The sequence below is a fragment of the Paraburkholderia aromaticivorans genome, assembly GCF_012689525.1.
GTDB classification, from domain to species: domain Bacteria; phylum Pseudomonadota; class Gammaproteobacteria; order Burkholderiales; family Burkholderiaceae; genus Paraburkholderia; species Paraburkholderia aromaticivorans_A.
This window is the reverse complement of sequence record NZ_CP051516.1, coordinates 451,938-477,987: the sequence shown is the minus strand read 5'-3', so window position 1 is coordinate 477,987 and position 26,050 is coordinate 451,938. Positions and strand designations below refer to the sequence as shown.

At 62.9% G+C, this 26,050-nt stretch carries 24 protein-coding genes; 3 read left to right on the top strand and 21 right to left on the bottom strand.

Going from position 1 to position 26,050, the window contains the following annotated elements; translation table 11 throughout:
* Positions 1-89: 89 nt before the first annotated feature.
* From HF916_RS30210 to HF916_RS30135, 18 genes are all read right to left on the bottom strand, one after another.
* Positions 90-1,877, bottom strand: a complete 1,788-nt coding sequence (locus HF916_RS30210) for an acyl-CoA dehydrogenase C-terminal domain-containing protein (protein ID WP_168792562.1) — start codon at positions 1,875-1,877, stop codon at positions 90-92.
* 99 nt (positions 1,878-1,976) lie between these two features.
* The gene (locus HF916_RS30205; RefSeq protein ID WP_012431721.1) at positions 1,977-2,576 is read right to left on the bottom strand and encodes a TetR/AcrR family transcriptional regulator; all 600 of its coding nucleotides are present in this window, start codon (positions 2,574-2,576) and stop codon (positions 1,977-1,979) included.
* A gap of 390 nt (positions 2,577-2,966) precedes the next feature.
* Entirely contained in the window at positions 2,967-3,320 is a 354-nt protein-coding gene (locus HF916_RS51075) for a hypothetical protein (RefSeq protein WP_240975754.1), read from the bottom strand.
* Positions 3,321-3,376: 56 nt separating this feature from the next.
* Positions 3,377-3,661: a tetratricopeptide repeat protein gene (locus HF916_RS51070; RefSeq protein WP_240975880.1), complete on the bottom strand. Its 285-nt coding sequence runs from the start codon at positions 3,659-3,661 to the stop codon at positions 3,377-3,379.
* Positions 3,555-4,055, bottom strand: coding sequence for a hypothetical protein (locus HF916_RS51065; protein WP_240975753.1), 501 nt, complete (start codon positions 4,053-4,055; stop codon positions 3,555-3,557). The genes HF916_RS51070 and HF916_RS51065 overlap by 107 nt, the downstream gene beginning before the upstream one ends.
* Before the next feature lie 286 nt (positions 4,056-4,341).
* A complete protein-coding gene (gene clsB / locus HF916_RS30195; RefSeq protein ID WP_168792561.1) occupies positions 4,342-5,601 on the bottom strand; it encodes a cardiolipin synthase ClsB in 1,260 nt (419 codons plus the stop codon).
* Positions 5,598-6,101: a dihydroneopterin triphosphate diphosphatase gene (gene nudB, locus HF916_RS30190; RefSeq protein ID WP_168795696.1), complete on the bottom strand. Its 504-nt coding sequence runs from the start codon at positions 6,099-6,101 to the stop codon at positions 5,598-5,600. The genes clsB and nudB overlap by 4 nt, the downstream gene beginning before the upstream one ends.
* 182 nt (positions 6,102-6,283) lie before the next feature.
* On the bottom strand, positions 6,284-8,083 hold the full coding sequence (gene aspS / locus HF916_RS30185; protein ID WP_168792560.1) for an aspartate--tRNA ligase: 1,800 nt from the start codon (positions 8,081-8,083) through the stop codon (positions 6,284-6,286).
* A 67-nt stretch (positions 8,084-8,150) separates the two neighbouring features.
* Positions 8,151-8,804: a DUF502 domain-containing protein gene (locus tag HF916_RS30180; RefSeq protein WP_012431717.1), complete on the bottom strand. Its 654-nt coding sequence runs from the start codon at positions 8,802-8,804 to the stop codon at positions 8,151-8,153.
* Positions 8,805-8,879: 75 nt separating this feature from the next.
* Positions 8,880-9,245 (bottom strand): FmdB family zinc ribbon protein, encoded by a 366-nt coding sequence (locus HF916_RS30175; protein ID WP_168792559.1) that lies wholly within the window; start codon positions 9,243-9,245, stop codon positions 8,880-8,882.
* Positions 9,246-9,426: 181 nt separating this feature from the next.
* A complete protein-coding gene (locus tag HF916_RS30170; RefSeq protein ID WP_168792558.1) occupies positions 9,427-10,050 on the bottom strand; it encodes a methyltransferase domain-containing protein in 624 nt (207 codons plus the stop codon).
* A 23-nt stretch (positions 10,051-10,073) separates the two neighbouring features.
* On the bottom strand, positions 10,074-11,651 hold the full coding sequence (ubiB, locus tag HF916_RS30165; RefSeq protein ID WP_168792557.1) for a ubiquinone biosynthesis regulatory protein kinase UbiB: 1,578 nt from the start codon (positions 11,649-11,651) through the stop codon (positions 10,074-10,076).
* Positions 11,652-11,666: 15 nt separating this feature from the next.
* Positions 11,667-12,311 carry a ubiquinone biosynthesis accessory factor UbiJ gene (locus HF916_RS30160; RefSeq protein WP_168792556.1) on the bottom strand — a complete coding sequence of 215 codons (645 nt, stop codon included), beginning with the start codon at positions 12,309-12,311 and terminating at the stop codon, positions 11,667-11,669.
* A gap of 154 nt (positions 12,312-12,465) precedes the next feature.
* A complete protein-coding gene (locus tag HF916_RS30155) occupies positions 12,466-13,458 on the bottom strand; it encodes a Tim44 domain-containing protein (RefSeq protein WP_168792555.1) in 993 nt (330 codons plus the stop codon).
* A 38-nt stretch (positions 13,459-13,496) separates the two neighbouring features.
* Positions 13,497-14,228 carry a bifunctional demethylmenaquinone methyltransferase/2-methoxy-6-polyprenyl-1,4-benzoquinol methylase UbiE gene (gene ubiE / locus HF916_RS30150; RefSeq protein WP_168792554.1) on the bottom strand — a complete coding sequence of 244 codons (732 nt, stop codon included), beginning with the start codon at positions 14,226-14,228 and terminating at the stop codon, positions 13,497-13,499.
* Positions 14,229-14,295: 67 nt separating this feature from the next.
* Positions 14,296-14,709, bottom strand: coding sequence for a gamma-butyrobetaine hydroxylase-like domain-containing protein (locus tag HF916_RS30145; protein ID WP_168792553.1), 414 nt, complete (start codon positions 14,707-14,709; stop codon positions 14,296-14,298).
* A gap of 79 nt (positions 14,710-14,788) precedes the next feature.
* Complete coding sequence (locus HF916_RS30140; RefSeq protein ID WP_168792552.1) at positions 14,789-15,217, bottom strand: HIT family protein; 429 nt, start codon at positions 15,215-15,217, stop codon at positions 14,789-14,791.
* A gap of 34 nt (positions 15,218-15,251) precedes the next feature.
* Complete coding sequence (locus HF916_RS30135; protein WP_168792551.1) at positions 15,252-19,346, bottom strand: DUF3683 domain-containing protein; 4,095 nt, start codon at positions 19,344-19,346, stop codon at positions 15,252-15,254.
* A gap of 504 nt (positions 19,347-19,850) precedes the next feature.
* On the opposite strand from HF916_RS30135, the gene ilvA reads away from it, so the two are divergent.
* From ilvA to queF, 3 genes are read left to right on the top strand one after another with little or no spacing between them, the layout of a single operon-like run.
* Positions 19,851-21,374 (top strand): threonine ammonia-lyase, biosynthetic, encoded by a 1,524-nt coding sequence (ilvA, locus tag HF916_RS30130; RefSeq protein ID WP_168792550.1) that lies wholly within the window; start codon positions 19,851-19,853, stop codon positions 21,372-21,374.
* A 23-nt stretch (positions 21,375-21,397) separates the two neighbouring features.
* The gene (locus tag HF916_RS30125; RefSeq protein ID WP_168792549.1) at positions 21,398-22,300 is read left to right on the top strand and encodes a 5'-nucleotidase; all 903 of its coding nucleotides are present in this window, start codon (positions 21,398-21,400) and stop codon (positions 22,298-22,300) included.
* A complete protein-coding gene (gene queF, locus HF916_RS30120; RefSeq protein WP_168792548.1) occupies positions 22,297-23,121 on the top strand; it encodes an NADPH-dependent 7-cyano-7-deazaguanine reductase QueF in 825 nt (274 codons plus the stop codon). Before HF916_RS30125 ends, queF begins: the two co-directional genes overlap by 4 nt.
* A gap of 73 nt (positions 23,122-23,194) precedes the next feature.
* On the opposite strand, the gene HF916_RS30115 is transcribed toward queF, so the two are convergent.
* The 3 genes from HF916_RS30115 to HF916_RS30105 all read right to left on the bottom strand — a co-directional run bounded on the left by HF916_RS30115 (position 23,195) and on the right by HF916_RS30105 (position 26,047).
* Complete coding sequence (locus tag HF916_RS30115; RefSeq protein WP_168792547.1) at positions 23,195-23,581, bottom strand: RidA family protein; 387 nt, start codon at positions 23,579-23,581, stop codon at positions 23,195-23,197.
* 90 nt (positions 23,582-23,671) lie between these two features.
* Positions 23,672-25,153: an N-acyl-D-amino-acid deacylase family protein gene (locus HF916_RS30110; RefSeq protein ID WP_168792546.1), complete on the bottom strand. Its 1,482-nt coding sequence runs from the start codon at positions 25,151-25,153 to the stop codon at positions 23,672-23,674.
* A 3-nt stretch (positions 25,154-25,156) separates the two neighbouring features.
* Positions 25,157-26,047, bottom strand: a complete 891-nt coding sequence (locus tag HF916_RS30105) for a MurR/RpiR family transcriptional regulator (protein WP_106301982.1) — start codon at positions 26,045-26,047, stop codon at positions 25,157-25,159.
* Between the last annotated feature and the right edge of the window lie 3 nt (positions 26,048-26,050).

Sequence of the window (26,050 nt, the reverse complement as noted above, 5' to 3'; positions counted from 1 at the left end):
CTTCATGGGACGCTTCGCGATGTGTGGCTGACGGCAGGCGCCGCGGGTTCGACACGCGCGGCACCTGCCTTGATGTGTTTGCGTGAGGCTTAGAACAGCGCTTCTTCGAGGTCCATCATCGACTTCGAACCGGCGCGTGCCTGACGGATCGTCATCGCCGTTTCTGGCAGCAGCTTGGCAAAGTAGAAGCGAGCGGTGGCGAGCTTCGCCTTGTAGAACGGATCGCCCGAGGCTTCCTTGTCGAGCGCGACGCGTGCCATGCGGGCCCAGAAGTACGAGAACACCAGGTGGCCGACGGTGCGCAGATACGGCACGGCGGCGGCGCCGACTTCGTCCGGGTTCTGCATGGCCTTCATGCCGATTTCCATCGTGAGCTTCTGCACCTTTTCGCCGATGTCGGCGAGCGGGTTGATGAACTCCTGCATTTCCGGCTTCACGCCTTCGGCTTCGACGAAATCGGACACCAGCTTGCCGAACTTCTTCATCTTCGCGCCCATGTCGCCGAGGATCTTGCGGCCGAGCAGGTCGAGCGCCTGAATCGCGTTGGTGCCTTCGTAGATCATGTTGATGCGTGCATCACGCACGTACTGCTCCATGCCCCACTCGGCGATGAAGCCGTGGCCGCCGTAGATCTGCATGGCGTGGTTGGTGCTCTCGAACGCGTTGTCCGACAGGAACGCCTTCAGGATCGGCGTGAGCAGCGCGACGAGATCAGCGGCTTCCTTGCGCACCGATTCATCGGCGTGCGACAGTTCCTTGTCGATATGCAGCGCGGACCAGTACGAGAACGCGCGCGCCGCTTCGGCGTAGGCCTTCTGCGTGAGCAGCATGCGGCGCACGTCCGGATGCACGATGATCGGGTCGGCCGCCTTTTCCGGCGCCTTCGGGCCGGTCAGCGAACGCATCTGCAGACGCTCTTTCGCGTACGTCAGCGAGTTCTGGTAACCGATTTCGGTCAGGCCCAGGCTCTGCATGCCGACGCCCAAACGCGCTGCGTTCATCATCACGAACATCGCATTCAAGCCCTTGTTCGGCTCGCCGACGAGCCAGCCACGGGCGTTGTCGAGATTGATCACGCAGGTCGCGTTGCCGTGAATGCCCATCTTGTGTTCGATGGAGCCGCACTTCACGCCGTTGCGCTCGCCCGGTTCGCCTGCTTCGTTCGGTACGAACTTCGGCACGATGAAGACCGAAATGCCCTTGGTGCCGTTCGGTGCGCCCGGCAGACGCGCGAGCACCAGGTGAACGATATTCTCCGCGAGATCGTGTTCGCCGCTGGAGATGAAAATTTTCGTGCCGCTGATCGCGTACGAGCCGTCGCTGTTCGGCTCGGCCTTGGTGCGCAGAATGCCGAGGTCGGTGCCGCAATGCGGTTCAGTCAGACACATCGTGCCGGTCCAGACGCCGGCCACCAGCTTCGGCAGATAGCGCTGCTGCAACTCCGGCGTGCCATGCGCGTGCAGACATTCGTACGCGCCGTGCGAGAGGCCGGGGTACATGGTCCACGCCTGATTCGCCGAGTTCAGCATTTCATACAGCGCGTTGTTGACGAACGCGGGCAGGCCCTGGCCGCCGTATTCCGGATCGCAGCCCAAAGCGGGCCAGCCGGCTTCGACGTATTGCGCGTAGGCTTCCTTGAAGCCCTTCGGCGTGGTCACGACGCCGTCGCCGGCGTACGTGCAGCCTTCCTGATCGCCGCTGTGGTTGAGCGGGAACAATACTTCCGAGCAGAACTTGCCGGCTTCCTCGAGCACCGCATTGATCGTGTCGGCATCGAGATCCGCGTGCTTCGGCATCTGCTTGATTTCGGCTTCGACGTTAAGCAGTTCGTGCAATACGAATTGCATGTCGCGCAGCGGCGCGGCGTACTGTCCCATGACTCTCTCCCAAGTTTGACAAGAAGCCAGGCCGTCAGCTGAGTCCGTGGATCGGAACTTTCTGCGCCGCTGAATCCGCCAAATTAGGCGGCGACGCTGCTAACGGCTTTCGCTTTGATACGAAACAATCAATTTTTCCAGCGCGGCCCACGTGAGACGCACCGCATCCGGCAAGTGCAGGAAGCGCGCGTCGTGATGCAGACCGAGTGTGAAGCTGTACAGTTCGAACAGCATCAGTTGCGGATCGGTGTCGGCACGCAGATGCCCTTCTTCCATTGCCTGCGAAATCGCGCGCGTGAGCGCCGCGCGCCAGACCGTCACGCTCGACACCAGTTGCTCACGCACCGGGTTATCCGCGCGGTCGTCGTATTCGACGGCGCCGCTGATGTAGATGCAGCCGGTGGTGACTTCCTGAATGCGTTTCTCGATCCAGCGGGAAATCATCGCGCGCAAGCGCGGCAATCCACGAGGCTCGCGCAAACTCGGGAAAAACACCTCGTCTTCGAAACGACGGTGATATTCGCGCACGACTTCGACCTGCAAATCCTCGCGCGACCCGAAATGCGCGAACACCCCGCTTTTGCTCATCTGCATGCGCTCGGCCAGCAGCCCGATCGTCAGACCTTCCAGTCCGTCGCGGCTTGCCAGGTCAAGTGCTGCTTCGAGAATTGCGGCTCGCGTCTGTTCGCCTTTTCGCATAGCTTTTTACCGTTCTAATGTGACCGAAAGAAAATCGAACGGCCGTACTATTATTGAGTGCTGCCGTCCGCGAAACAAGGACTTTATTAGAAACCGGTTTCTAACCTGGTTTCAATTCTGCGGCATCCGTCAATCGGAGGAATGAGATTTTTTAGAGGCGTTTGCCTTCAGTTTGCCTTGAGACAGGGGTTGCCCGCTCAAGTGCACGCTTTCTCTGATTGGCGCAGCGCGCCGACATGATGCAGCAAGTCGGTGCGAATGCAGAAGCGTTTGGCGTATCGCGAGTATTGGAAAGCGCCCGCGACGGTGTGGATTGCTGGTTGGAACGGGCGCCGATCGTTCCTTGAGACGCAGGCCTGACGGGGCGTTGCTGCCGTGGCGGCAGCCCGCTCAGGCTTGTTCGATCGGGACAGGTAGGAAGAAAGAGGATCGCGTCAGGACGCGTTGTCGAGCGCCGGGAAAGTTTGCGTAAGCGCCGTGGCAACCCGCGCCAGCACGTCGTTCCAATCGCCACGCCGCGTCTGGGTGAAAAGACGCAATCCGGGGATACCACGGGCTGTCGTTTCGGCCATACAGCCAGCGCCAGCATCCCGCGAAACGGTTGAGCAGGCAGACCGGCTTGCCCATCGACGCGGCAAGATGAAGATGCTTGAGCGCCAGCGGCAGGTAGCGCACGAACTGCAAGCTGTCGCCGAGGCCTTGCTCATCGAGCACGAGAAGAGATTCCGCCGATACGCGTGTCACGTGCGCGCCTGAGCCTGAATTCAGCGACACGTCCGCGCCCGGCCAACGCGGTAGCATCACTTCCACTGGCGCGGGCGCGCGCCGGCCCCATCGGCCAGCTTGAAACTGACCCAGCGATCCTCGAAATATGGCCACCCTTCCGCATAGCGGCCGGTCGCAAGCAGAGTCATGGCCAGGTTGTTACGCGCGACGAGGTTGGCCGGCGCCAGTTCGATCGCGCGGCGATAGTGGCGCTCAGCCTCCTCCATGGCACCGAGGTCCGCGCAAACGCGGCCGAGATTGTTGCGCGCCGCCGAGTTGTCCGGATCGAGTTCGAGTGTGGCGCCGGTAACCGATGGCAGCGTCCTCGATCTGGCCGAGGTGTTGCACTGTCAACGCGAGGTTGTAGTGGAGCGCTATGAAGTCCGGCTGGATCGCAAGCCCCTGCCGGATACTCTGCACGGCGCCGGCAAAGTCTTCCAGCTTCAGGCGAATGGCGTAGAGCGTGGCGTACAGAATCGGCTCTGGCCGGATCTCGATTGCGCGTTCGACCGAGCGCAGCGCGTCTTGCGCCTGGCCGGACGCAAGCGCGAGCAAGCCCCGCAAGTGGATGGCGCCGACATGCTCCGCGTCCTCGGCGAGGATTTGATCGGCGAGCGCACGCACCACGTCATGGCGACCGGCTTGATAGGTCTGCACGGCTTCGTCGTGAAGGAGCGCATGGTCGACAGATTGGGTGGAAGGGGAATCGGACATGATTGGCGAATGCGCATCCATGACGCAGCCGATCCGGTTGCCGTGAGCGCGCAGTCGAAAACGGCAGCGAGGCTTGAGGAGGGAAACGGTTCGAGTGGCGCTTGTATTGCGCCGGACCGCTCGATTTATAAAGAGCGCAGATTATCTTTGCCGAGGTGTGCGCAGTTTCTAGGACCACTCCGAAACGCGGCCTGCTAACCTTTTCCTACAAAGCAAAGCGGCCCAGGCATTGCGCTTGAGCCGCTTCATGTCCCACCGGCATTGTTCACCAACGCATTGTCGCGAGTCAGTCGTACCCGCCCACCGTCAGCAACTTCATCACGGCCCGATAGGTCGTATAGGCGAGCCAGTTGAGCGCGCGTTCACCAGCCGGCCGGGCGTCGTAGCGCGCTTCGTCGATACGGCGCGAGTCCTTGAAGGCGACGAGCATCGCTTCGCGCAGCGCGTCGATCGACGGGTCGTTCACCAGCACCACATTGGCTTCGTTGTTGAGCATCAGGCTCAGCGCGTCGAGATTCGACGAGCCGACCGTCGCCCAGTTCGAATCCACCACCGCGACCTTGCCGTGCAGCAGCGTTTTCTCGTACTCGGCGATCTGCACGCCGGCCCTGAGCAACGCGCGATACAGAAACGGCACCGCGTAATCAAGCGCCTTGAATTCCTTGCGCCCGATAATCAGCTTCACCACAACGCCGCGTCGCGCCGCGAACACCAGCGCGCGCCGCAGCCTGCGCCCCGGCATGAAATACGGATTGGCGAGCAGCACCTCATTGCGCGACTGGCCGATCGCCGCCAGATACGCCTTCTCGATAGCGCGCCGGTTGATCAGGTTGTCGCGCGCGACGAACGCCACGCAGGGCTGGCCGCCCGCCCACAATTCCTCGTTACGACGCCGACGGCGACGGCGCAGGCTGCCGAGCGAGGCCGTGGTCTTTGGCCCAAGATCCGGCTCCAAAGACTCGATCGGCCGATGCCCGAGTCGAATCCGCCGCCATTGCACCTCGAACGCCTGGCGGATATCGGAGACCACCGGTCCGTGCAATTCGACCGCGAAGTCCCAGCGCCGGTATGGCAGCTTCTCGCCATTGTTCTCGTAGTCGTCGACGATGTTGATCCCGCCGCAGTACGCGAACTGATCGTCGATCACCGCCAGTTTGCGGTGCGTGCGCGAAAAGCCGAAGCGGCCGAACAAATGCGGGTTGTAGATGCGATGGTCAATGCCGGCGGCGGGCCACTCGTTGAACAGCGGCAAACGCGCGGTGCCGATGCCGTCGGTGATCGCCCGCACCTTCACGCCGCGCGCGGCCGCGCGCAACAGCGCCGCGCTCACCGCCTTCCCGGCGTTGTCATGGCAGAAGATATAAGTTTCGAGCACGACGTCGCTCTGCGCGGCATCGACACGCGCGATCAGCGCGCTGAAGAACTCATCGCCGGAACGCAGCAGCTTGACGTCGTTGCCGCTGGTGAAGCGGTAACGCTGCCAATAGCGGCGGCCGAGAAGCGATTGCCGCAGTCGGGCGAAGCGGCGCGCGCCGCCGACGCTCACCGGCCACGCTCCGTCGGATGCCCAACGACAGCACGTCCACTGAGCCGCTTAGGCAACTGCAGGATCGCATCGGCATTCGACGACGAAAAGCAGCGCGACGCCGCCTCTTCATACGGCAGCCACAGAAACGCGGTGTGCTCGCGCGGCGCCAGCGTGACCTCGAGTTGCCCGGGCACCTGCAAGCTGAACCAGTGCTCGGTGTTGTGGATCACGCCTTCTGCATAGCGATAGCGGAACTCCGGGTAGATCTCGTATTCGATCGAGTATTGCCAGTCGAACAATGCGCTGTGCGGCACTTGCGCGCCGCCCACCACAATGCCGGTCTCTTCGGCGACTTCGCGCGTCGCCGTCTCGACGAGCGGCTCATCGAGATGGTCTTTGGAGCCCGTGACCGACTGCCAGAACCCGGCGTGATCGGCGCGCTCGATCAGCAGCACGTCGAGCGCGGGCGTATGGATGATGACGAGTACGGATTGCGGAATCTTCGGCGGTTTCGGCATGGCGTAAAAACTGGGCGCAACGCTTGCGCGGTACATGTCGGAGATGGGTCCAATGAGCGGTCGAACGCCGTTGCATCGACTGTAACGCAAAAAACGAAAAAGGCGCATCACACAAAGTGACCACGCCTTTTTCGGTTGCTCCTGCTGTCGTTTTTCAGACAGCACTGACTGGCATCAAGCCATTACACCTTCGGTTCCGGCTGACGCAGACGGATGTGCAATTCGCGCAACTGGCGCTCGTCCACTTCGCTCGGCGCCTGCGTGAGCAGACACTGCGCGCGCTGCGTCTTCGGGAACGCGATCACGTCGCGGATCGAATCGGCGCCGGCCATCATCGTGACGATGCGGTCCAAGCCGAACGCGATACCGCCGTGCGGCGGTGCGCCGTATTGCAGCGCGTCGAGCAGGAAGCCGAACTTGGCTTGCGCTTCTTCCGCGTTGATCTTCAGCGCGCGGAACACCTTGCTCTGCACTTCTTCACGGTGAATCCGCACCGAACCGCCGCCGATTTCCCAACCGTTCAGCACCATGTCATAGGCTTTCGCGAGGCAGCGCGCCGGATCCGTTTCCAGATACTCGAGGTGCTCGTCCTTCGGGCTCGTGAACGGGTGATGCGCGGCGACGTAGCGGTTGTCTTCCTCGTCGTATTCGAACATCGGGAAGTCGACCACCCACAGCGGCTTCCAGCCGGTCTCGACGAGACCATTGGCCTTGCCGAATTCCGAATGACCGATCTTCAGACGCAGTGCGCCGAGGCTGTCGTTCACCACCTTCGCGCGATCCGCCGCGAAGAAGATGATGTCGCCGTCTTGCGCGCCGGTGCGCTCGATGATCGCCTTGACCGCTTCGTCGTGCAGGTTCTTGACGATCGGGCTTTGCAGACCGTCACGACCCTTCGCGACTTCGTTGACCTTGATCCATGCCAAGCCCTTCGCGCCGTAAATGCGCACGAATTCCGTGTAGCTGTCGATGTCGCCACGCGAGAGCTCGCCGCCCTTCGGCACGCGAATGGCCGCGACACGGCCGTCTTTCGTGTTGGCCGGCGTGCTGAACACCTTGAAGTCGACGTCGCGGACCGCATCCGTGAGGTCCGTGAATTCGAGCTTCACGCGCAGGTCCGGCTTGTCCGAACCGAAGCGGCGCATCGCTTCGGAATACAGCATGACCGGGAATTTCTCGGCCAGCGAAACGCCGATCGTTTCCTTGAACACGTGACGGATCATGTCTTCGAACAGATCGCGAATTTCCTGTTCCGACAGGAACGAGGTTTCGCAGTCGATCTGCGTGAATTCCGGCTGACGGTCAGCGCGCAGGTCTTCGTCGCGGAAACACTTGACGATCTGGTAGTAGCGATCGAAGTTCGCCACCATCAGCAACTGCTTGAACAGCTGCGGCGATTGCGGCAGCGCGAAGAACTGGCCCGGGTTCGTACGCGACGGCACGAGGTAGTCGCGCGCGCCTTCCGGCGTGCTCTTGGTGAGCATTGGCGTTTCGATGTCGATGAAGCCCAGCGAGTCGAGGTACTTGCGCGCCTCGATCGCGACGCGGTAACGCAGACGCAGGTTGTGCTGCATCTGTGGGCGACGCAGGTCCAGCACGCGATGCGTGAGACGCGTGGTTTCCGACAGGTTGTCGTCGTCGAGCTGGAACGGCGGCGTGATCGACGGGTTCAGCACGATCAGCTCGTGGCACAGCACTTCGATCTTGCCGCTCTTGAGCGCGGCGTTCGTGGTGCCTTCCGGACGGGCACGAACCACGCCCTTGATCTGCAGGCAGAACTCGTTGCGCACGCCTTCGGCAGTCTTGAACATCTCCGCGCGGTCCGGATCGCAGACGACCTGGACGAGGCCTTCGCGATCGCGCAGGTCGATGAAGATGACGCCGCCATGGTCGCGGCGGCGGCTCACCCAGCCGCACAGCGAGACGGATTGGCCCAGCAGTTCTTCGGTCACCAGACCGCAGTATTCAGATCTCATCGACATGATGTTTGTCTTTCGTTTTGCATTGGTTGAACGGCGCGCCGCAGTGAATCACGGCAGCGCACCGGCATTACAGCGGAGGCTCGACTGTCGTGCGGCGCACCGGCGCCGGCGGCGCGGACGGCGCCACGACGCCCATCGAGACGATGTACTTGAGCGCAGCGTCGACCGTCATGTCGAGCTCGATCACTTCGCTCTTGGGCACCATCAGGAAGAAGCCGGACGTTGGATTCGGCGTAGTCGGCACATACACGCTGACGTGATCTTCTTTCAGGTGGTTGATGACGTCACCGCCCGGAATGCCGGTCAGAAACGCAATCGTGTAGGAGCCGCGGCGCGGGTACTCGATCAGGAGCGCCTTGCGAAACGCGTTGCCGCTGCTCGACAGCAGGGTATCGGACACCTGCTTGACGCTGGTGTAGATCGGGCCGACCACCGGAATGTGGGCGACCACGACTTCCCACCACTTCACGAGCTTCTGCCCAATGAAGTTCTGCGTCAACAGGCCAACGACAAAGATGAAGGCGAGCGTGAGTACTGCGCCGAGGCCGGGCAGGCGAAAGCCGAACAGGCGCTCCGGCTGCCACGCGCGCGGCAGCAGAAGCAGCGTCTGGTCCATCGTGCCGATGATCAGTCCGAGCACCCACAGTGTGATGGCCAGAGGCACCAGCACCAGCAGGCCAGTCAGGAACACCGATTTGAGCGTCGTTTTTTTCGTCGTCATGTGTACCGCCAGAAAGCCGCGCGGGCCGAAGCCCCAGGCGCGGCGTGTGCGCCGCCCCGGAGGGCGGCAGTCCTACTAAGTGCTGCCGGAACCGCTCGAACTCGCCGAAGCGGCCGGTGCGGCAGCAGGCGCGGACGGGGTTGCAGCCGTGCTGCTGGCCGGCGCCGCGTCGGATTGCGTGGCGCCATTATTGGCGCCCGCGTTCTCGCCGGAGGCGCCGTTGGCGTCGGGCTTAGCAGGCGCGCTCGCGCCGCTATTGCCGCCGCGAAAATCGGTCACGTACCAGCCGGAACCCTTCAACTGGAAGCCGGCAGCCGTGACCTGCTTGCGGAAAGTGTCTTTCCCGCACTCGGGACACTGTGTCAACTGGGGGTCGCTGATCTTCTGAAGCACATCCTTCCCGAAGTCGCACGATTCGCAACGATAAGCGTAGATCGGCATGATCTTTTTCCCTACTGAAATCTAGTAAACGCTTGCAAAGCCTTGAATTATAGCCGCAAACGATACCCCTCCCCGGATTTCGGGGACGAGCGCCCGACGCAGCCGCCGTTCGCCTAGGTGGGGGCGGCCGCGGTCGAATCAAGTGCGGCCCGCGTCACCGTGGAGCGCCGCAGCGGCATCGTCAGGCGCGGCGACGCCAGGTTAGCCAGCGCTCACGTCCCGCGAAGACGGCAATTGAATCGTGCACGGCTTCGTCTTCGATCAGCTCGAAGTACGGCGTGAGCAGCGCGTCGAGTTCCGCGCGCTCGATGCCGAACGGCGGCCCTTTCGGCGTCGCGCCGATAAAAAAGAAGCCCGCGAGCAACGCGCCACCGGGTAACAGATCGGCCATCCGTCGTGCATAGTCCGCGCGGCGCGCGAGCGGCAGCGCGCAGAGGAACGCGCGCTCGTAAATCCAGGCGGTTCTGAAAGGCGGTTCATACGTGAAGAAATCCGCCTGCGCCACCAGATGCGCATGCTGTGCGCCCAATTGCTCATGCGCCGCCGCGACCGCAGCCGGCGAAAAGTCGATCGCCCGGACCGGGTTGCCCTGCCTGGCCAGCCAAACCGCTTCGTACGCGCTGCCGCAACCTGGAATCAGCACGGCGGCGCCGGCATGGCGCGCGGCGAACGACTGAAACGCGGACGGCACGCCCGCCTGATCCCACGGCATGAAACGGCGCTCGAAACGCTCGTCCCAGAACTCGGGCGAGTTGGGATCGCGGCTCTCGAAATCAGGCGCGGAAGGTTGGGTCGGGTCGCTCATCAATTACCTCGCAGGGATCGCAATCAACCGCCGTAAGCAAGCGCCAGAAAAGCCCGCGCCAGCACCGCGCCGACGCCGACCGCCACGCCGAACAGCAGCAAGCCTTGCAACAGCCGATTGGTGCGTTTCTGCTCGAGCAGAATCTGGCGAATCATGTCGTCGTTCGCGCCGCGCTTGTTGTCGTGACGCTCGGCCAGCACGTGATGAATCAGGCGCGGCAACTGCGGCAGCGTCTTGCTCCACTGCGGCGCCTCGATCTTCAGACGCTCGTACCAGCCGCGCACGCCGATCTGTTCGTTCATCCAGCGTTCGAGGTAAGGCTTGGCCGTCTTCCACAGATCCAGTTCGGGATCGAGCGAGCGGCCGAGCCCTTCCACGTTCAGCATGGTCTTTTGCAGCAGCACCAGTTGCGGCTGGATCTCGACGTTGAAGCGGCGCGAGGTCGAGAACAGGCGCATCAGAACCTGGCCGAGCGAAATATCCTTCAGCGCGCGGTCGAAGTATGGCTCGCAGACCGCGCGGATCGCGCTCTCCAGTTCTTCGACGCGGGTAGTCGGCGGCACCCAGCCCGACTCCAGATGCAGCGTGGCGACGCGATGGTAGTCGCGCTTGAAGAACGCGAGAAAGTTCTGCGCGAGGTAGTTCTTATCGAAGTCCGACAGCGCGCCGATGATCCCGAAGTCGAGCGCGATATAGCGGCCAAAGTGCGCCGGATCGAGGCTCACCTGAATGTTGCCCGGGTGCATGTCGGCGTGGAAAAAGCCGTCGCGAAAAACCTGGGTGAAGAAGATTTCGACGCCTTCGCGCGCCAGCTTCGGAATGTCCACACCCGCCGCGCGCAGCGTCTCCACCTGGCTGATCGGCACGCCGACCATGCGCTCCATGACCAGCACCGTGGGCGTGCAAAACTCCCAGTACATCTCCGGCACCAGCAGCAGATCGAGCCCGGCGAAGTTGCGCCGCAACTGGCTGCCGTTGGCCGCCTCGCGCATCAGGTCGAGTTCGTCGTGCAGGTATTTATCGAATTCGGCGACCACTTCGCGCGGCTTCAGACGCTTGCCGTCGGCCCACAGGCGCTCGGCCCACACGGCGATGTCGCGCAGCAACGCGAGGTCGGAATCGATCACCGGCAGCATGTTCGGGCGCAGCACCTTCACGGCGACGGCCTTGCCGGCGTGCTGCCCCGCCTTGACCGTGGCGAAGTGCACCTGCGCGATCGAGGCGCTCGCCACCGGCACCCGTTCGAAATCGTCGAACAGCACGTCGACCGGTGCGCCGAGCGCATTCTCCACCAGCCCGATCGCCACCGCCGAATCGAACGGCGGCACCTGATCCTGGAGCTTTGCCAGTTCGTTGGCGATATCGACCGGCAACAGATCGCGCCGCGTGGACAACACCTGCCCGAACTTGACGAAGATCGGCCCGAGGCTTTCCAGCGCGAGCCGCAGACGCACGCCCGGCGGCGCATCGAACTTCCGGCCGATGGTGGTGATACGCAGCAGCAAACGCACGCGCCGGTCGTTGACGCGGCTGAGCATCATCTCATCGAGACCGAAGCGGATGACCGTAAAAAAAATCTTGAGGAAACGCAGAAAACGCATAGTTGTGCCCGGTGACTAGCGCGTGCCGCGCGACGTGGCGGCGCCGCCCGGCGCATTGGCGCCGCGGGCTTCGACCTTCTGTTCAAGACGCTCGAGGCGTTTTTCCACACGCGCCAATGCGTCGCGCGCGCGAGCCAGTTCGACGTTGAAGTCCTCCAGCGCGGCGCGGCGCACTAGTTGCGGATTCTCGTCGAGCAAATATTCGGCGGCGGTGTCGAGCAGATTGCGCCCGGTGCGCTGCACATGTTCGCCGACCGTGCGCACGACCGACGCCACCCGCCACGCCGGGCCGTCGCCGATGAGCTTGGCCAGGTCTTCTTCCGGCTCCCAGCGCAGATGTTCGGCGAGCTTGGCGATCACGGTGGCGAATTCGGCGTCGCCTTCGATCTTCACATGCTTCATCACCGCCGCCTGGCCGCCTTGCACAAACGCGGGCAGCGCGTCGGACGGCACAGAGATGGTCACGTCGAACTGCTGTGCCTCGGTGGCGGCGACCGCGCTCAGATAGCCGTCCGGTTGCACCAGCAGCATCAACACGACCGGCGGACAGGACAGTCTCGCGGTCTTGCCCGCGTAGGGGGCGAGGCGCTCACGAGCCCACGATTCGCGGGCGAGCAGATGATTGACAGCAGCAGCGAAGGGCTTGGCGGCGAGGGTCATTGAAAGTGGCAAGAAAAAACCCGCGCGAGCGAGGTGCCCGCGCGGGTTCCTATTGTAACGTCCGTTCGCTTCGCGGCCTGCTATGCCGAACGGCCAACGTTTGACGCAAAGTCAGGCCAAAGGGTCCTTGCCTCGGCGCCGTCGCGCTGTTGTCTCAGTGCTGCGTCACTTGCTGGATGCCGGCCAGCAGCCAGCCTTCGCCGGGACGGTTCGCCTTCGACAGGTTCCAGACCTCGACGAACGGCTCCGCCGGCGCGCCCGGTGCTTCGCGAATCAGGCCCGAGAAGCGCACGCTCGCAAAGTATTCGTTCGCGCGCTCTTCCACGCCGAGCAGCTCGGCGTTCAGTTGCACCACGTCCGTCTGATTCGTCTCCGCACCGCGCGACGACAGATCAACCTTCACCTCGGCGAACATTTCCGGCGTGGTGAATTCTCGGATGTCTTCCGTGTTGCCGACGTCCCACGCGGCCTGCAGGCGCACGAAATAGACCTTGGCGTTGCGCAGGAACGCTTCCGAGTCGAAGCCGGCCGGCACCACAGGCGCGGCGTTGACGGTCGGCGTGCTCTGCGGATTGCCTTGCGGTTCGCCATACGAGCCGGTGGGCGGCGCGCTATAACGCGGTTCCTGCGAGTAGCCCGTGCCGCCCGAGTTGAGCGACGGCGAACTGCCCGCGTACGCCGGTTGCGCCGAGTCACGCTTGCGGCCCATGAAGCGGCGGATCAGCCAGATGCCGATCATCGCGATAATCGCAATCACGATGATATTGGCCATGGCGCCGGCGAACGCGCCGCCCAAGCCGAAGTGCGACAGCAACGCGGCGATGCCGAGGCCCGCCGCCAGACCGGCGATCGGCCCGAGCCAGCGCGAACGGTTAGGCTGCGCGGCGGGCGTCGGCGCGGGCGCTGGTGCCGGCTGCGCGCGCTGCTGTATGGCCTGATTGCTTTGGGAAGGTTGCGACGGCGCGGACTGCTGCGTCACGCTATTCGACTGACGGCCGAGACTGCGGCCACCGCCCATGCGGCGAGCTTCCGCATCGAGCGAAGCGAGGGAGCCGGCCATGATCAGACCGACCATCGCGATCAGTCCGATTCTTCTCACCAGCGATCGCCCAACCTTACGGGGAGATAACACACCTGAATCGGACATTTTCGTACTTTCCTTTAAAAATCGATGGGTTAGGAACCCTAGTATTTGGTCCCCACATGTAAAGCTACCACGCCAGCTGACAAATTGTAATATTTGACGCCGTCCAGGCCTGCTTGTTCCATCATTGTTTTCAAAGTTTCCTGGTCCGGATGCATCCGGATCGATTCCGCGAGGTATTGGTAGCTCTCGGCATCTTTCGCAAAGCGTTCGCCCAACCACGGCAACACCTTAAAAGAATAGACGTCGTAGACCTTCTTGAGCGGATCCCACACCTTCGAAAACTCCAGCACCAGCAGGCGCCCTGCCGGTTTCAGCACGCGCCGCATTTCCGCCAGCGCCACGTCCTTGTGCGTCATGTTGCGCAAGCCGAATGCCACCGTGACCACGTCGAAGTAATTGTCCGGAAAGGGGATTTTCTCGGCGTCGCAAAGCAGCGCCGGCGTGATCACACCCTTGTCCAGCAGACGGTCGCGGCCCACGCGCAGCATCGATTCATTGATGTCGGTGTGCCAGACTTCGCCGGTTTCACCCGCCTGCTTCGCGAACGCCTTCGACAGATCGCCCGTGCCGCCCGCGATGTCGAGCACCTTGTAGCCCGGCCGCACGTTGGCCTGGGCGATCGTGAACATCTTCCACGCCCGGTGCAACCCGCCCGACATCAGGTCGTTCATCAAGTCGTAGTTGGCGGCAACCGAGTGGAACACGCCCGCCACCTTCTCCGCCTTGTCCTGTTCGTCGACCGATTGAAAGCCGAAGTGGGTTTTGCTCATCGCGCTCGTCCTTTCGCGTATTCTGAAATGTTGCGCCGCATCAGTGCGGCGTTCGGGGCGAATCGTATCAGTGACAGTGGCCGTGCGCAGCGCCGGCTTGAACCATCGGCGTATCGCGGTCGACGCCGGCCGCCTGAAGTTTGGCGAGATAGCCGCGCCAGAGTTCATCCTGACGCACGGCCATGTCGTACAGCAGGTCCCAGGAATAGATGCCGGTGGCGTGTCCATCGGAGAAAGTCGGCTGCAGCGCATAGTTGCCGACGCCTTCGATCATCGTGATCGTCACCTCGCGCTTGCCGGTCTGCAAAGTTTCCTGGCCGGGCCCGTGGCCCATCACTTCCGCCGACGGCGAATACACGCGCAGCAGTTCGAACGGCAGCCGATACGATTCGCCGTTTGCGTACTGCAATTCGAGCACACGCGATTTGGAATGCACGACCACGCCGGTCGGCACCGGAGTATCGGGAGTCAGTCCACTCATATTGACCTCATAGAAAACGCCGTCTCAAGTTTTCCTGCTCCCTCGCACGGCTCACGCGACGCGCCAGGTGCGCAGGCGCTCAACCCAGCGCCTGTTCGATTTCCTGCCGCACCGCTTCGCGCAGCAAGGTAGCTTGCGCGCGGCGCGACGACAGCATGGCTTCGGACACCGTGCGCTGGCGCGGTGCCCAGATGGGCAGCGGAAAATGAGCGTCGTTCGAAAAACGCGGAATCACATGCCAGTGCACGTGCGGCACCTGGTTGCCAAGGCTCGCCAGGTTCACCTTGACCGGGACAAGGATGCGCCGGATCGCGCGCTCGACCGCGTACACGGCCTTCATCACGCGATCGCGGTCGTTTCCGTCGAGGTCGGAAAACTCGGCCACATGCTTGTTCCAGATGACCCGGCAAAAGCCCGGATAATCGTGTTCATCGGCGAGGACGACACGCAAGGTGTCGTCGTGCCACAGCACATCGCCGCCATCTTCACGGCAAAAAACGCAATCCATCGTCGTCCTCAGGCAAAAATCGTCAGTCGTGCCATTAAACCAGCACGCGCTCGATTCCGCCATTGTTCGCACGTTGTACGTAGTCGACCATCCAGTCTTCACCGAGCACGTGACGTGCCATCTCGACGACGATGTAATCCGCCTCGATGCCCGCATCTTCGTTGTAGCGCGACAGACCCTGCAGGCAGGACGGGCAGCTCGTGAGGATCTTCACGTCGGTGGCGCCCTTCGGCTGCGGGCCGTCGCCAGCCTTGAGCACGGAGCCGTTCGGCGCACCCGCCGAGCCGGCCGATGCGTTGGCCGGATTGATCCCGTTCGCGCCTGCTTCGGCGGCGACCGGAATGCCGCGCAGTTTCGCCGCGCCCTTGCGGATCTCCTCTTCCTTGCGGAAGCGGACCTGCGTCGAAATATCCGGACGCGTGACCGCGAGTGTGCCGGATTCGCCACAGCAGCGATCGTTCTTCTCGATCTTGTAGCCGTCCTTCTCCGAGCCCATCAACTGATTGACGAGCTTGACCGGGTCCATCGTCTTGATCGGCGTGTGGCACGGGTCGTGGTACATGTAGCGCACGCCGTTCACGCCGTCGAGCTTGATGCCTTTCTCAAGCAGAAACTCGTGAATGTCGATGATCCGGCAGCCCGGGAAGATCTTCTCGAATTCGTAACCGGCGAGCTGGTCGTAGCACGTGCCGCACGACACCACCACCGTCTTGATGTCGAGGTAGTTCAGCGTATTGGCGACGCGGTGGAACAGCACGCGATTATCCGTGACGATCTGCTCGGCCTTGTCGTACTGGCCCGAACCGCGTTGCGGATAGCCGCAGCACAGATAGCCCGGCGGCAGCACGGTTTGCACGCCTGCTTCCCACAGCATGGCCTGGGTGGCGAGACCGACCTGCGAGAACAACCGCTCGGAGCCGCAACCCGGGAAGTAGAACACCGCTTCCGTGTCGGCGGTGGTCGTCTTCGGATTGCGGATGATCGGGACGATCTTGTTGTCCTCGATATCGAGCAACGCGCGCGCGGTCTTCTTCGGCAGATTGCCCGGCATCTTCTTGTTCATGAAGTGGATCACCTGCTGCGTGACCGGCGGCTTGCCGACCGTTGCCGGCGGGTGCGCCGTCTGCTTCTTCGTGAACTTCTTCAGCACTTCGTTGCCGAGGCGCTGCGCCTTGTAGCCGACGCCCATCATCGCGGTGCGCGCGAGGTTGATGGTCTGCGGGTTGGTCGCGTTGAGGAAGAACATGCCGGCCGCGTTGCCCGGATTGAACTTCTTCTTGCCCATCTTGCGCAGCAGGTTGCGCATGTTCATGGTCACGTCGCCGAAGTCGATCTTCACCGGACACGGCGTCACGCATTTGTGGCAGACGGTGCAGTGATCCGCGACGTCGTTGAACTCGTCCCAGTGCTTGATCGACACGCCGCGGCGGGTCTGTTCCTCGTACAGGAACGCCTCGACCAGCAGCGAGGTGGCGAGAATCTTGTTGCGCGGGCTGTACAGCAGGTTCGCGCGCGGCACGTGGGTCGCGCACACCGGCTTGCACTTGCCGCAGCGCAAGCAGTCCTTGATCGACTCGGAAATCGCGCCGATGTCGGACTGCTGCATGATCAGCGATTCATAGCCCATCAGGCCGAAGCTCGGCGTATAGGCGTTGCGCAGGTCGGCGCCTTCGAGCAGCTTGCCCGCGTTGAAGCGGCCATGCGGATCGACGCGCTGCTTGTACTGGCGGAATTCGCTGATCTCGTCTTCTGTCAGGAATTCGAGCTTGGTGATGCCGATGCCGTGCTCGCCGGAAATCACGCCGTCGAGCGAACGCGCCAGCTTCATGATGCGCGCGACCGCCTTGTGGGCGTCCTGCAACATCTCGTAGTTGTCGGAGTTGACCGGCAGGTTCGTGTGGACGTTGCCGTCGCCCGCGTGCATGTGCAGCGCGACGAACACGCGGCCACGCAACACCTGCTTGTGGACCGCCTGGGCTTCGTCGAGGATCGGCTTGAACTCGCCGCCGTTGAAGATCTGCCGCAGTTCAGCGCGAATTTCCTGCTTCCACGACACGCGAATCGTACGGTCCTGCGTGACATGGAACACGGTCGCGTCGGGCTGCGCGTCGGCGCGGTCGGCGAACTTCTCCGCCAGCGCTTCGTAGCCGAGACCGACCAGATAGTGTTGCGCCTCGCGCAGCGACAGGTCGAGCTTGTCGCGCAGGAATTCCCAGCGCGTGCGCACGCGCTTGAGCAGATCGAGCGCCTGCTGCACGCGATCTTCGAGCAGCTCGGCGCTCGGAATTTCGTTGGCGTCGTCGCTCTTGCCGAGCGGCAGCTTGCCGCCCTGGAAGAACGCTTCGAGCGCATCCACCAGTTGCAGCTTGTTCTTGATCGACAGCTCGATGTTGATGCGCTCAATTCCGTCCGTGTACTCGCCCATGCGGTCGAGCGGGATCACCACGTCTTCGTTGATCTTGAAGGCGTTGGTGTGTTTCGCGATCGCCGCCGTGCGGCTGCGGTCGAGCCAGAAGCGCTTGCGCGCCTCGGCGTTGACCGCGACGAAGCCTTCGCCGCTCTTGCCGTTGGCCATGCGCACGACTTCCGAGGTGGCCTGCGCGACCGCATCCGCATCGTTGCCGACGATGTCGCCGATCAGCACCATCTTCGGAAACGCGTTGCGTTTGCTCTTGGTCGCATAGCCGACCGCGCGCAGATAGCGCTCGTCCAGATGCTCCAGGCCGGCGAGAATCGCGCCGCCCTGCTTCGACGTCTCGAACAGGTAATCCTTGATTTCGACGATGCTCGGAATCGCGTCGCGCGCCTGGCCGAAGAATTCGAGGCAGACGGTGCGCGTGTGCGCCGGCATCTTGTGCAGCACCCAGCGCGCGGACGTGATGAGCCCGTCGCAACCTTCTTTCTGAACGCCCGGCAAACCGGCGAGGAATTTGTCCGTGACGTCCTTGCCGAGACCTTCCTTACGGAACACGCGGCCCTTGATGTCGAGCGCTTCCGTGCGCAGCAGCTTCTCGCCCGGCGCGTAGTTGCCGTCGAACCATTTGAGCTCGAAACGCGCGACTTCGATGTCGTGAATCTTGCCCATGTTGTGCTCGAGGCGCGTGACTTCGAGCCAGTTCCCTTCCGGGTCGACCATGCGCCACCAGGCGAGATTGTCGAGCGCCGTGCCCCACAACACCGCTTTCTTGCCGCCCGCGTTCATCGCGACGTTGCCGCCCACGCACGATGCATCCAGCGACGTCGGGTCGACGGCGAACACGAAGCCGGCCTGTTCGGCCGCTTCGGTCACGCGACGCGTGACCACGCCCGCGCCGGAGAAAATCGTCGCGACTTTACGGTCGACGCCCGGCAGTTCGGTCATTTCGACCGCGCCGAGCTGTTCGAGCTTTTCAGTGTTGATGACGGCCGAGAACGGCGTGAGCGGCACCGCGCCGCCCGTGTAGCCCGTGCCGCCTCCGCGCGGAATCACGGTCAGACCGAGTTCGAAACACGCCTTGATCATGCCGGCGATCTCGGCTTCGGTATCCGGCGTGAGCACGACGAACGGGTATTCGACCCGCCAGTCGGTCGCGTCGGTCACGTGCGAGACGCGGGACAGGCCGTCGAACTTGATGTTGTCCTTTTCCGTGACCTTGCCCAGCACCTTGGTCGCACGCTTGCGCAGATCGTAGGTCTTCTGGAATTCGCTGGCGAATTGGTCGACGGCGCGGCGCGCGGCCTGAACCAGCGTTTCGACACGCGCGGCGCGGTCCACGCCCGCTTCATCGCCGTGTTCGGTCAGATCGGCGCGGCGGCGCTTCTCGATCTCGCTCAAACGGTGATGCAGCGCCTCGATCAGCATTGCGCGGCGCTTCGGGTTGTCGAGCAGGTCGTCTTGCAGGTAAGGATTGCGGCGCACCACCCAGATGTCGCCGAGCACTTCATACAACATCCGTGCCGAGCGGCCGGTGCGGCGTTCCGCGCGCAATTCGGCCAACACGGCCCACGCTTCGTCGCCGAGCAGGCGGATAACGATTTCGCGATCGGAAAACGACGTGTAGTTGTAGGGAATTTCGCGCAGACGCGCTTCTGGATCGGCAGCCACCGTGGTGGCGGCGCCGTGCGGATCGAAAACTTGAGGTGCGTTCATGTTCGGACGACTCGGTAGGTCAACCGGGCGCGCTCATCGATGAGGCGTCGGCTGACGGCGCGCGTGGCGCGCAATGCTGGAAATCTTCTTGGGGAGCGAAGCACGACCGATGGCCAAACCCACACCGGTCGCTTCGCGGCACTCAGATATAGCTACACGATCGTGCGTGGCGGACGTGACGCTCCGCCGCGGGGCAAGACTCACGCGGGGCGGGCATCAAGTGGGCGATCCGAGGCTGCCAGTGCATCTTCCGATCCTTATTCCAAAATGGAATTCTACCGCATCATCCCACCACGCGTTGACGGCTGAAGTCGGAACAGCGGCGAGGGTTTAGGCACTTTCGGGGCGAATCGCAAGGGAGAGCCCACAGCCGGGATTCATCAACCGAACGGTCGGGCAGCATTGTGCGGCGCGGCGCCGTTGCGTCAGCCGAGGGCCTGAGCGTACACCGTTGGCGCTATCATTGACCCTTTCCCGTCTCACCAAGCGCTCCGCGCCACCCGCATGGCTTCCCACGACTACCTGAAAAAAACCCTGACCGCGCGCGTCTACGACGTGGCCCGCGAGACCGAACTCGAACGCGCACCGAATCTGTCGGCACGTCTGCGCAATCCGGTCTATCTGAAGCGCGAGGACAACCAGCCGGTGTTCTCGTTCAAGGTGCGCGGCGCGTACAACAAGATGGCGCATATTCCGGCCGAGGCGCTGGAGCGCGGCGTGATCACCGCATCGGCGGGCAATCATGCGCAGGGCGTGGCTTTGTCGGCGGCGCGTATGGGCGTGAAGGCGATCATCGTGGTGCCGGTGACTACGCCGCAGGTGAAGGTCGATGCGGTGCGCGCGCACGGCGGCCCGACCGTCGAGGTGGTGCAGTTCGGCGAATCGTATAGCGACGCCTATGGCCACGCGGTGAAGCTGCAGGAAGAGCGTGACCTGACCTTCGTGCATCCGTTCGATGATCCGTATGTGATCGCCGGCCAGGGCACGGTCGCGATGGAAATTCTCAGCCAGCATCAGGGGCCGATTCACGCGATCTTCGTGCCGATCGGCGGTGGTGGACTCGCGGCGGGCGTCGCCGCGTACGTGAAATCCGTGCGCCCCGAGATCAAGGTGATCGGCGTGCAAACCGATGATTCGTGCGCGATGGCCGCGTCGCTGAAAGCCGGCGAGCGGGTCACATTGAGCGAGGTCGGTCTGTTCTCGGACGGCACAGCGGTGAAGCTCGTTGGTGAAGAAACCTTCCGCCTGTGCAGGGAATATCTCGACGACGTGCTGCTCGTGAATACTGACGCGCTGTGCGCCGCGATCAAGGACGTCTTCCAGGACACCCGCAGCGTGCTGGAGCCCGCGGGCTCCCTGGCCGTCGCAGGAGCCAAGCAGTATGCGGAGCGCGAAGGCATCGAAAACCAGACGCTGATCGCGATCACGTCGGGCGCTAACATGAACTTCGACCGCATGCGCTTCGTGGCCGAGCGCGCCGAAGTCGGCGAAGCACGCGAAGCGGTGTTCGCCGTGACGATCCCCGAAGAGCGTGGCAGTTTCCGCCGTTTTTGCGAACTGCTGGGCACACGCAGCGTCACCGAATTCAACTACCGTATTGCGGATGCGAACTCCGCCCATATCTTCGTGGGCGTGCAGATCAGGAATCGCAGCGAGTCGGCACAGATCGCGGGCGCATTCGAAGCGCACGGCTTCGCCACCGTCGATCTGACTTTTGACGAACTCTCCAAGCAGCACATCCGCTACATGGTCGGCGGACGCTCGCCGCTCGCGCACGACGAACGTCTGTTCCGTTTCGAGTTTCCCGAGCGGCCGGGCGCGCTGATGAAATTCCTTTCGTCGATGGCCCCGAACTGGAATATCAGCCTGTTCCACTATCGGAACCAGGGCGCGGACTACAGCTCGATTCTGGTCGGCATCCAGGTGCCCGAAACCGAGAACGAGGCGTTCGACAAGTTTCTCGCCACGCTCGGCTATCCGAACTGGGAAGAGACGCAGAACCCGGTGTATCGCCTGTTTCTCGCTTGATTACTTAGGACCGCAACCCGCAGATGGCTCTTTCGCTTGTCGACAAACTGGTGGTGGCAATCTCGTCGCGCGCGCTGTTCGACTTCGAGGAAGAGAACCGCGTGTACGAGGAAGGCAATCTGCAGGCCTATGAAGCGTTGCAGCGCGACCGCCTGACCGTGCCCGCCAAGCCAGGCGTGGCGTTTCCGCTGATCCGCAAGCTGCTGGCCTTGAACACCGGCGGCCATCGCGTCGAAGTGGTAATTCTTTCGCGCAGTGATCCGATCAGCGGACTGCGTGCGTTCCATTCGTGCCGGGAACATGGGCTCGCCATCGAGCGCGGTGTGTTCACGCGCGGACGCGCGCCGTTCGGTTACCTGAAGCCGTTGAACGCGTCGCTGTTTCTGTCCGCGAATCAGCAGGACGTGCGCGATGCGCTCGCCGCTGGATTTCCCGCCGCGCGCGTCTTGCCCGAATCGGCGAAAATGGCGAGCAAGTATCCAGACGAAATCCGCATTGCCTTCGACGGCGACGCCGTGCTGTTTTCCGACGAAGCCGAGCGCGTGTTCCAGCAGGACGGCTTGCGCGCCTTCGTCGGCCACGAGATTCACAACAAGGATCTGCCGCTCGCGGACGGTCCGCTGAAGCCGCTGCTCGAAGCGCTGCACCGGCTGCAAAAACTCGCGGACGAAGCCGCGCCCATGCATATTCGTACGGCATTGGTCACGGCGCGTTCGGCGCCCGCGCATGAACGCGCGATCCGCACCTTGATGGCGTGGAACATCGAAATCGACGAAGCGATGTTCCTCGGCGGCCTCGACAAGAGCGCATTTCTGCGCGAATTCGAGCCGGACTTTTTCTTCGACGACCAAATTGGCCACTGCGAATCGGCCCGCGTCGTGACGGCGACGGGGCACGTGCTGAGTGGCATCGTGAACGCATCATGACACCCGAACAATCACCGCTGGGCAAGCCCTCCGCTTACACCGAACAATACGACGCTTCGCTGCTGTTTCCGATCGCGCGAAAACATGCGCGCGAGGCGATCGGCATCGGCGCGCAGTTGCCGTTCTTCGGCACGGACATCTGGAACGCGTACGAATTGTCGTGGCTGAATGCGCGCGGCAAGCCGGTGATCGCGGTGGCGACGTTCTTCGTGCCAGCCGATTCGCCGAATATCGTCGAGTCGAAGTCGTTCAAGCTCTATCTAGGCTCATTCGCGCAGACCGCGTTCGAGTCGATGGACGCGGTGCGCGACACGATCAAGCGCGATGTGTCCGCGTCATGCGGTGCGACCGTGTCCGTTCATCTGGCCGCGCCGTATGAGTTCGGCAAATTGAAGATGGAAGAGTTTGAAGGTTTGTCGCTGGATCGGCTGGATCTGGATACCGACATTTATCAGCCGGACGCGTCCTTGCTAAAAGCGGCGCTGGATGAAGCGCCGGTTGAAGAAACGGTGTTTTCCAACTTGCTGAAATCGAATTGTCCGGTGACGGGGCAGCCGGATTGGGGCAGCGTGCAGATTCATTACGTGGGCCCGCAAATCGATCACGCGGGTTTGCTGCGCTACATCATCTCGTATCGGAATCACACTGGTTTTCACGAGCAATGTGTCGAGAAGATTTTTCTCGATGTGCTGAAGGCTTGCAAGCCTGTGAAGCTTGCGGTGTATGCGCGTTATACGCGACGCGGTGGGCTGGATATCAATCCGTTCCGCACGAACTACAACTTGCCGATGCCGGATAATATGCGGTTGGCGCGGCAGTAATCAGTGGGTTGTTCGCCGCCGCAATTTGATCGCGAATCCGCGGCGAACGAACCAGCTATATCTTCATTCAGGGTTAGGCCGTGGGCCTCTTATAAGCCACACAATCCACTTCAACCCGGCAATCGATCACCATCGAAGAAACGACACACGCGCGTGCCGGCGGATTTTCGCCAAAGTACTCGCGGAACACTTTGTTGAACGACGCGAAGTCACGCGGGTCATCCAGCCACACGCCGCAGCGGACCACATGTTCCGCGCCATAGCCGGCTTCCTTCAGGATCGCGAACACGTTCTGAATCGCCTTGTGCGATTGCTCGACGATGCCGCCATTGATCACTTCGCCGTTTTCCATCGGCGTCTGTCCGGACACGAACAGCCAGCCGTCCGCTTCGACTGCGCGTGAAAACGGCATATGCTGGCCGCCCGTTCCCTTCCCGCCTTCAACACCATATCGCTTCATCATCACACTCCTTAAAAAGTCCAGCACGCGTTCAGCAGAATCGCCGCGCGCGCCGCAATCAATCAGTTAATCATTCAGTCGAGCAAACAATCAGAACGCGCCGTGCGCGTCGCCCTTCGACGCCGCGCCACGCGCCACAAAGTGACCCGCGCGCTCACCCGTCACTTCACCATTGCGATACGTCAACACGCCGTTCACCCACACCGCGTCGATGCCGTCGGCGGCTTGTTGCGGGTTTTCGAACGTCGCCGCGTCGCGCACCTTGGCCGGGTCGAACAACACCAGGTCGGCGTGATAACCGATATGCACCTCGCCGCGCTGCGTGAGTCCAAAGCGACGCGCCGACAAACTGGTCATCTTGCGCACCGCCTCTTCGAGCGGCAGCAAGCCCGTGTCACGCGCGTAATGGCCGAGCACGCGCGGAAATGCGCCCCACAAGCGCGGATGCGGCAGCGGATCGTTCGGCAGCCCGTCTGAGCCGACCATGGTCGCGGGATGCGAGAGGATGCGCCGCACGTCCTCTTCGGACATGTTGTGGTACACCGCGCCCGCCGGTTGCAGGCGCTTGCCCGCTTCCTGCTGCGAGACGCCCCACTCCGCCGCAATCTCTTTCACGAGCTTGCCCGCCATCTCCGGATGCGGCTCCGACCACGTAATCGTGATGTCGATATCGCCCGTCACCTGCTTCACATCCAGCGTCGACGAACTGCGGTTGTACGGATAGCAATCGCAACCGATCGGCTGCAGGCGGCTCGCGCCTTCGAGCGACTTCAACACTTCTTCGCTGCGTCCCCAGTTCGACGGACCCGCGCACTTGAGATGCGAAATCACCACCGGCACGTGCGCGTGACGGCCCACGCGATACGCCTCGTCCATGGCGTCGAGAATCGCGTCGAATTCGGTGCGCATGTGCGTGGTGTACAGCGCGCCGGCTGCTGCGAGCGGTTCCGCCAACGCCATCACTTCTTCCGTCGGCGCCGCGAATGCCGAGCCGTACGCGAGCCCCGAACTCAGACCGAGCGCACCGTGGGCCAACGCTTCTTCGAGTTGCGCGCGCATGCCGTCGATTTCCTGCGGCGTCGCCGCACGGTCGAGCCGGTCCATCTGGTTGCTGCGCAACGCGGTGTGTCCGATCAACGCGCCGACGTTCACTGCCGGCCGCGCGGCGTTCACGGCTTCGACATACGCGGCGAAGGTCGGATACTGGAATGCGTCGCGCTCGCCGAGCAGATTCATCGGATCAGGCGGATCGCCTTTGAGCGCAACCGGCGACGCGCTGATGCCGCAATTGCCGACAATCACCGTCGTCACGCCTTGCGTGATCTTCGGCAGCATTTGCGGCGAGCGGATCACGTGCGTGTCATCGTGCGTGTGAACGTCGATGAAACCCGGCGCCAGCGCCCGGCCTTCGGCCTCGATCACTTCTTCGGCGAGCCAGTTCGACAGGTTGCCGATCGCGACGATGAGACCGTCACGAACCGCCACGTCGCGTTCGACAGGCGGCGCGCCCGTGCCGTCATACAGTTGCGCGCCGACGATCAGCGTGTCGGCGGCTTCGGGATGCGAATGCATGGATCAGTCTCCTAACGGTTGTCGATCGCCACCGCCGCGGTGCGTGTCGAGTGCATGCTTCATGCGGCGCAGCAATTCGCGGCTCTCGTCACCCTGACTGACGGCAAGTTCGGTGACGAGCACATCGAGCGCCATCATCATCGCGTAACGCGACGACGACGGCTTGTAAATGAAATCGGTTTCAAACGCGACGATCGGGATCACCCAGTCGGCCAGCCGCGCAAGCGGCGAAGCCGGCGCGGTCAGCGCAATCACGGTCGCGCCGTAGCTGCGCGCGATCTTGCAGTTCTCGACCATTTCGGGCACTCGCCCGGTAGTGGAAAGCGCGATCACCACGCATTCGCGCGACACAGTGCTGGCCACCATGCGTTGCAGCAAGCCGTCCTGATAGGTCGCGACAGGCCGGCCGAGGCGCACGAGCCGAAAACGCATCTCGTCCGCAAGCGCGGTCGAGCCGCCGCCCATGCCGAACACGTAGATCATGCGCGCGCCGCGCAGAGCGGCCGCCGCGTCACCGAGCGGCGCCTGGCGCAGCAATTGATGGTTATGCGCCAACGCAGTCTGCAATTCGTCGAACACGCGGGTCGCGATCGGCTCGGGCGCGTCGCTCGGGCCGCCGGCCTGCAGGAAGCGCTGACCGACGGCGGCCGCCTGCGCGAGCCGCAGTTTCAGCTCGCGCACGTCGCGGCAGCCCACCGCCTTGGCAAAGCGCGTCACGGTCGCGACGCTCACCTCGGCCTGCTGCGCGAGCGCGCCGATGCTGGCGCGCGAGGCGCCCGTCAGGTCGTCGAGAATCAGCGCGGCGACCTTGCGTTCAGCCGAGCGCAGTTCCGGCGCGCATTCGGCAATGCGCGCGACGATGTCGAAAGCCAGCGGTTCGGCGGTTAAGTTCATTGC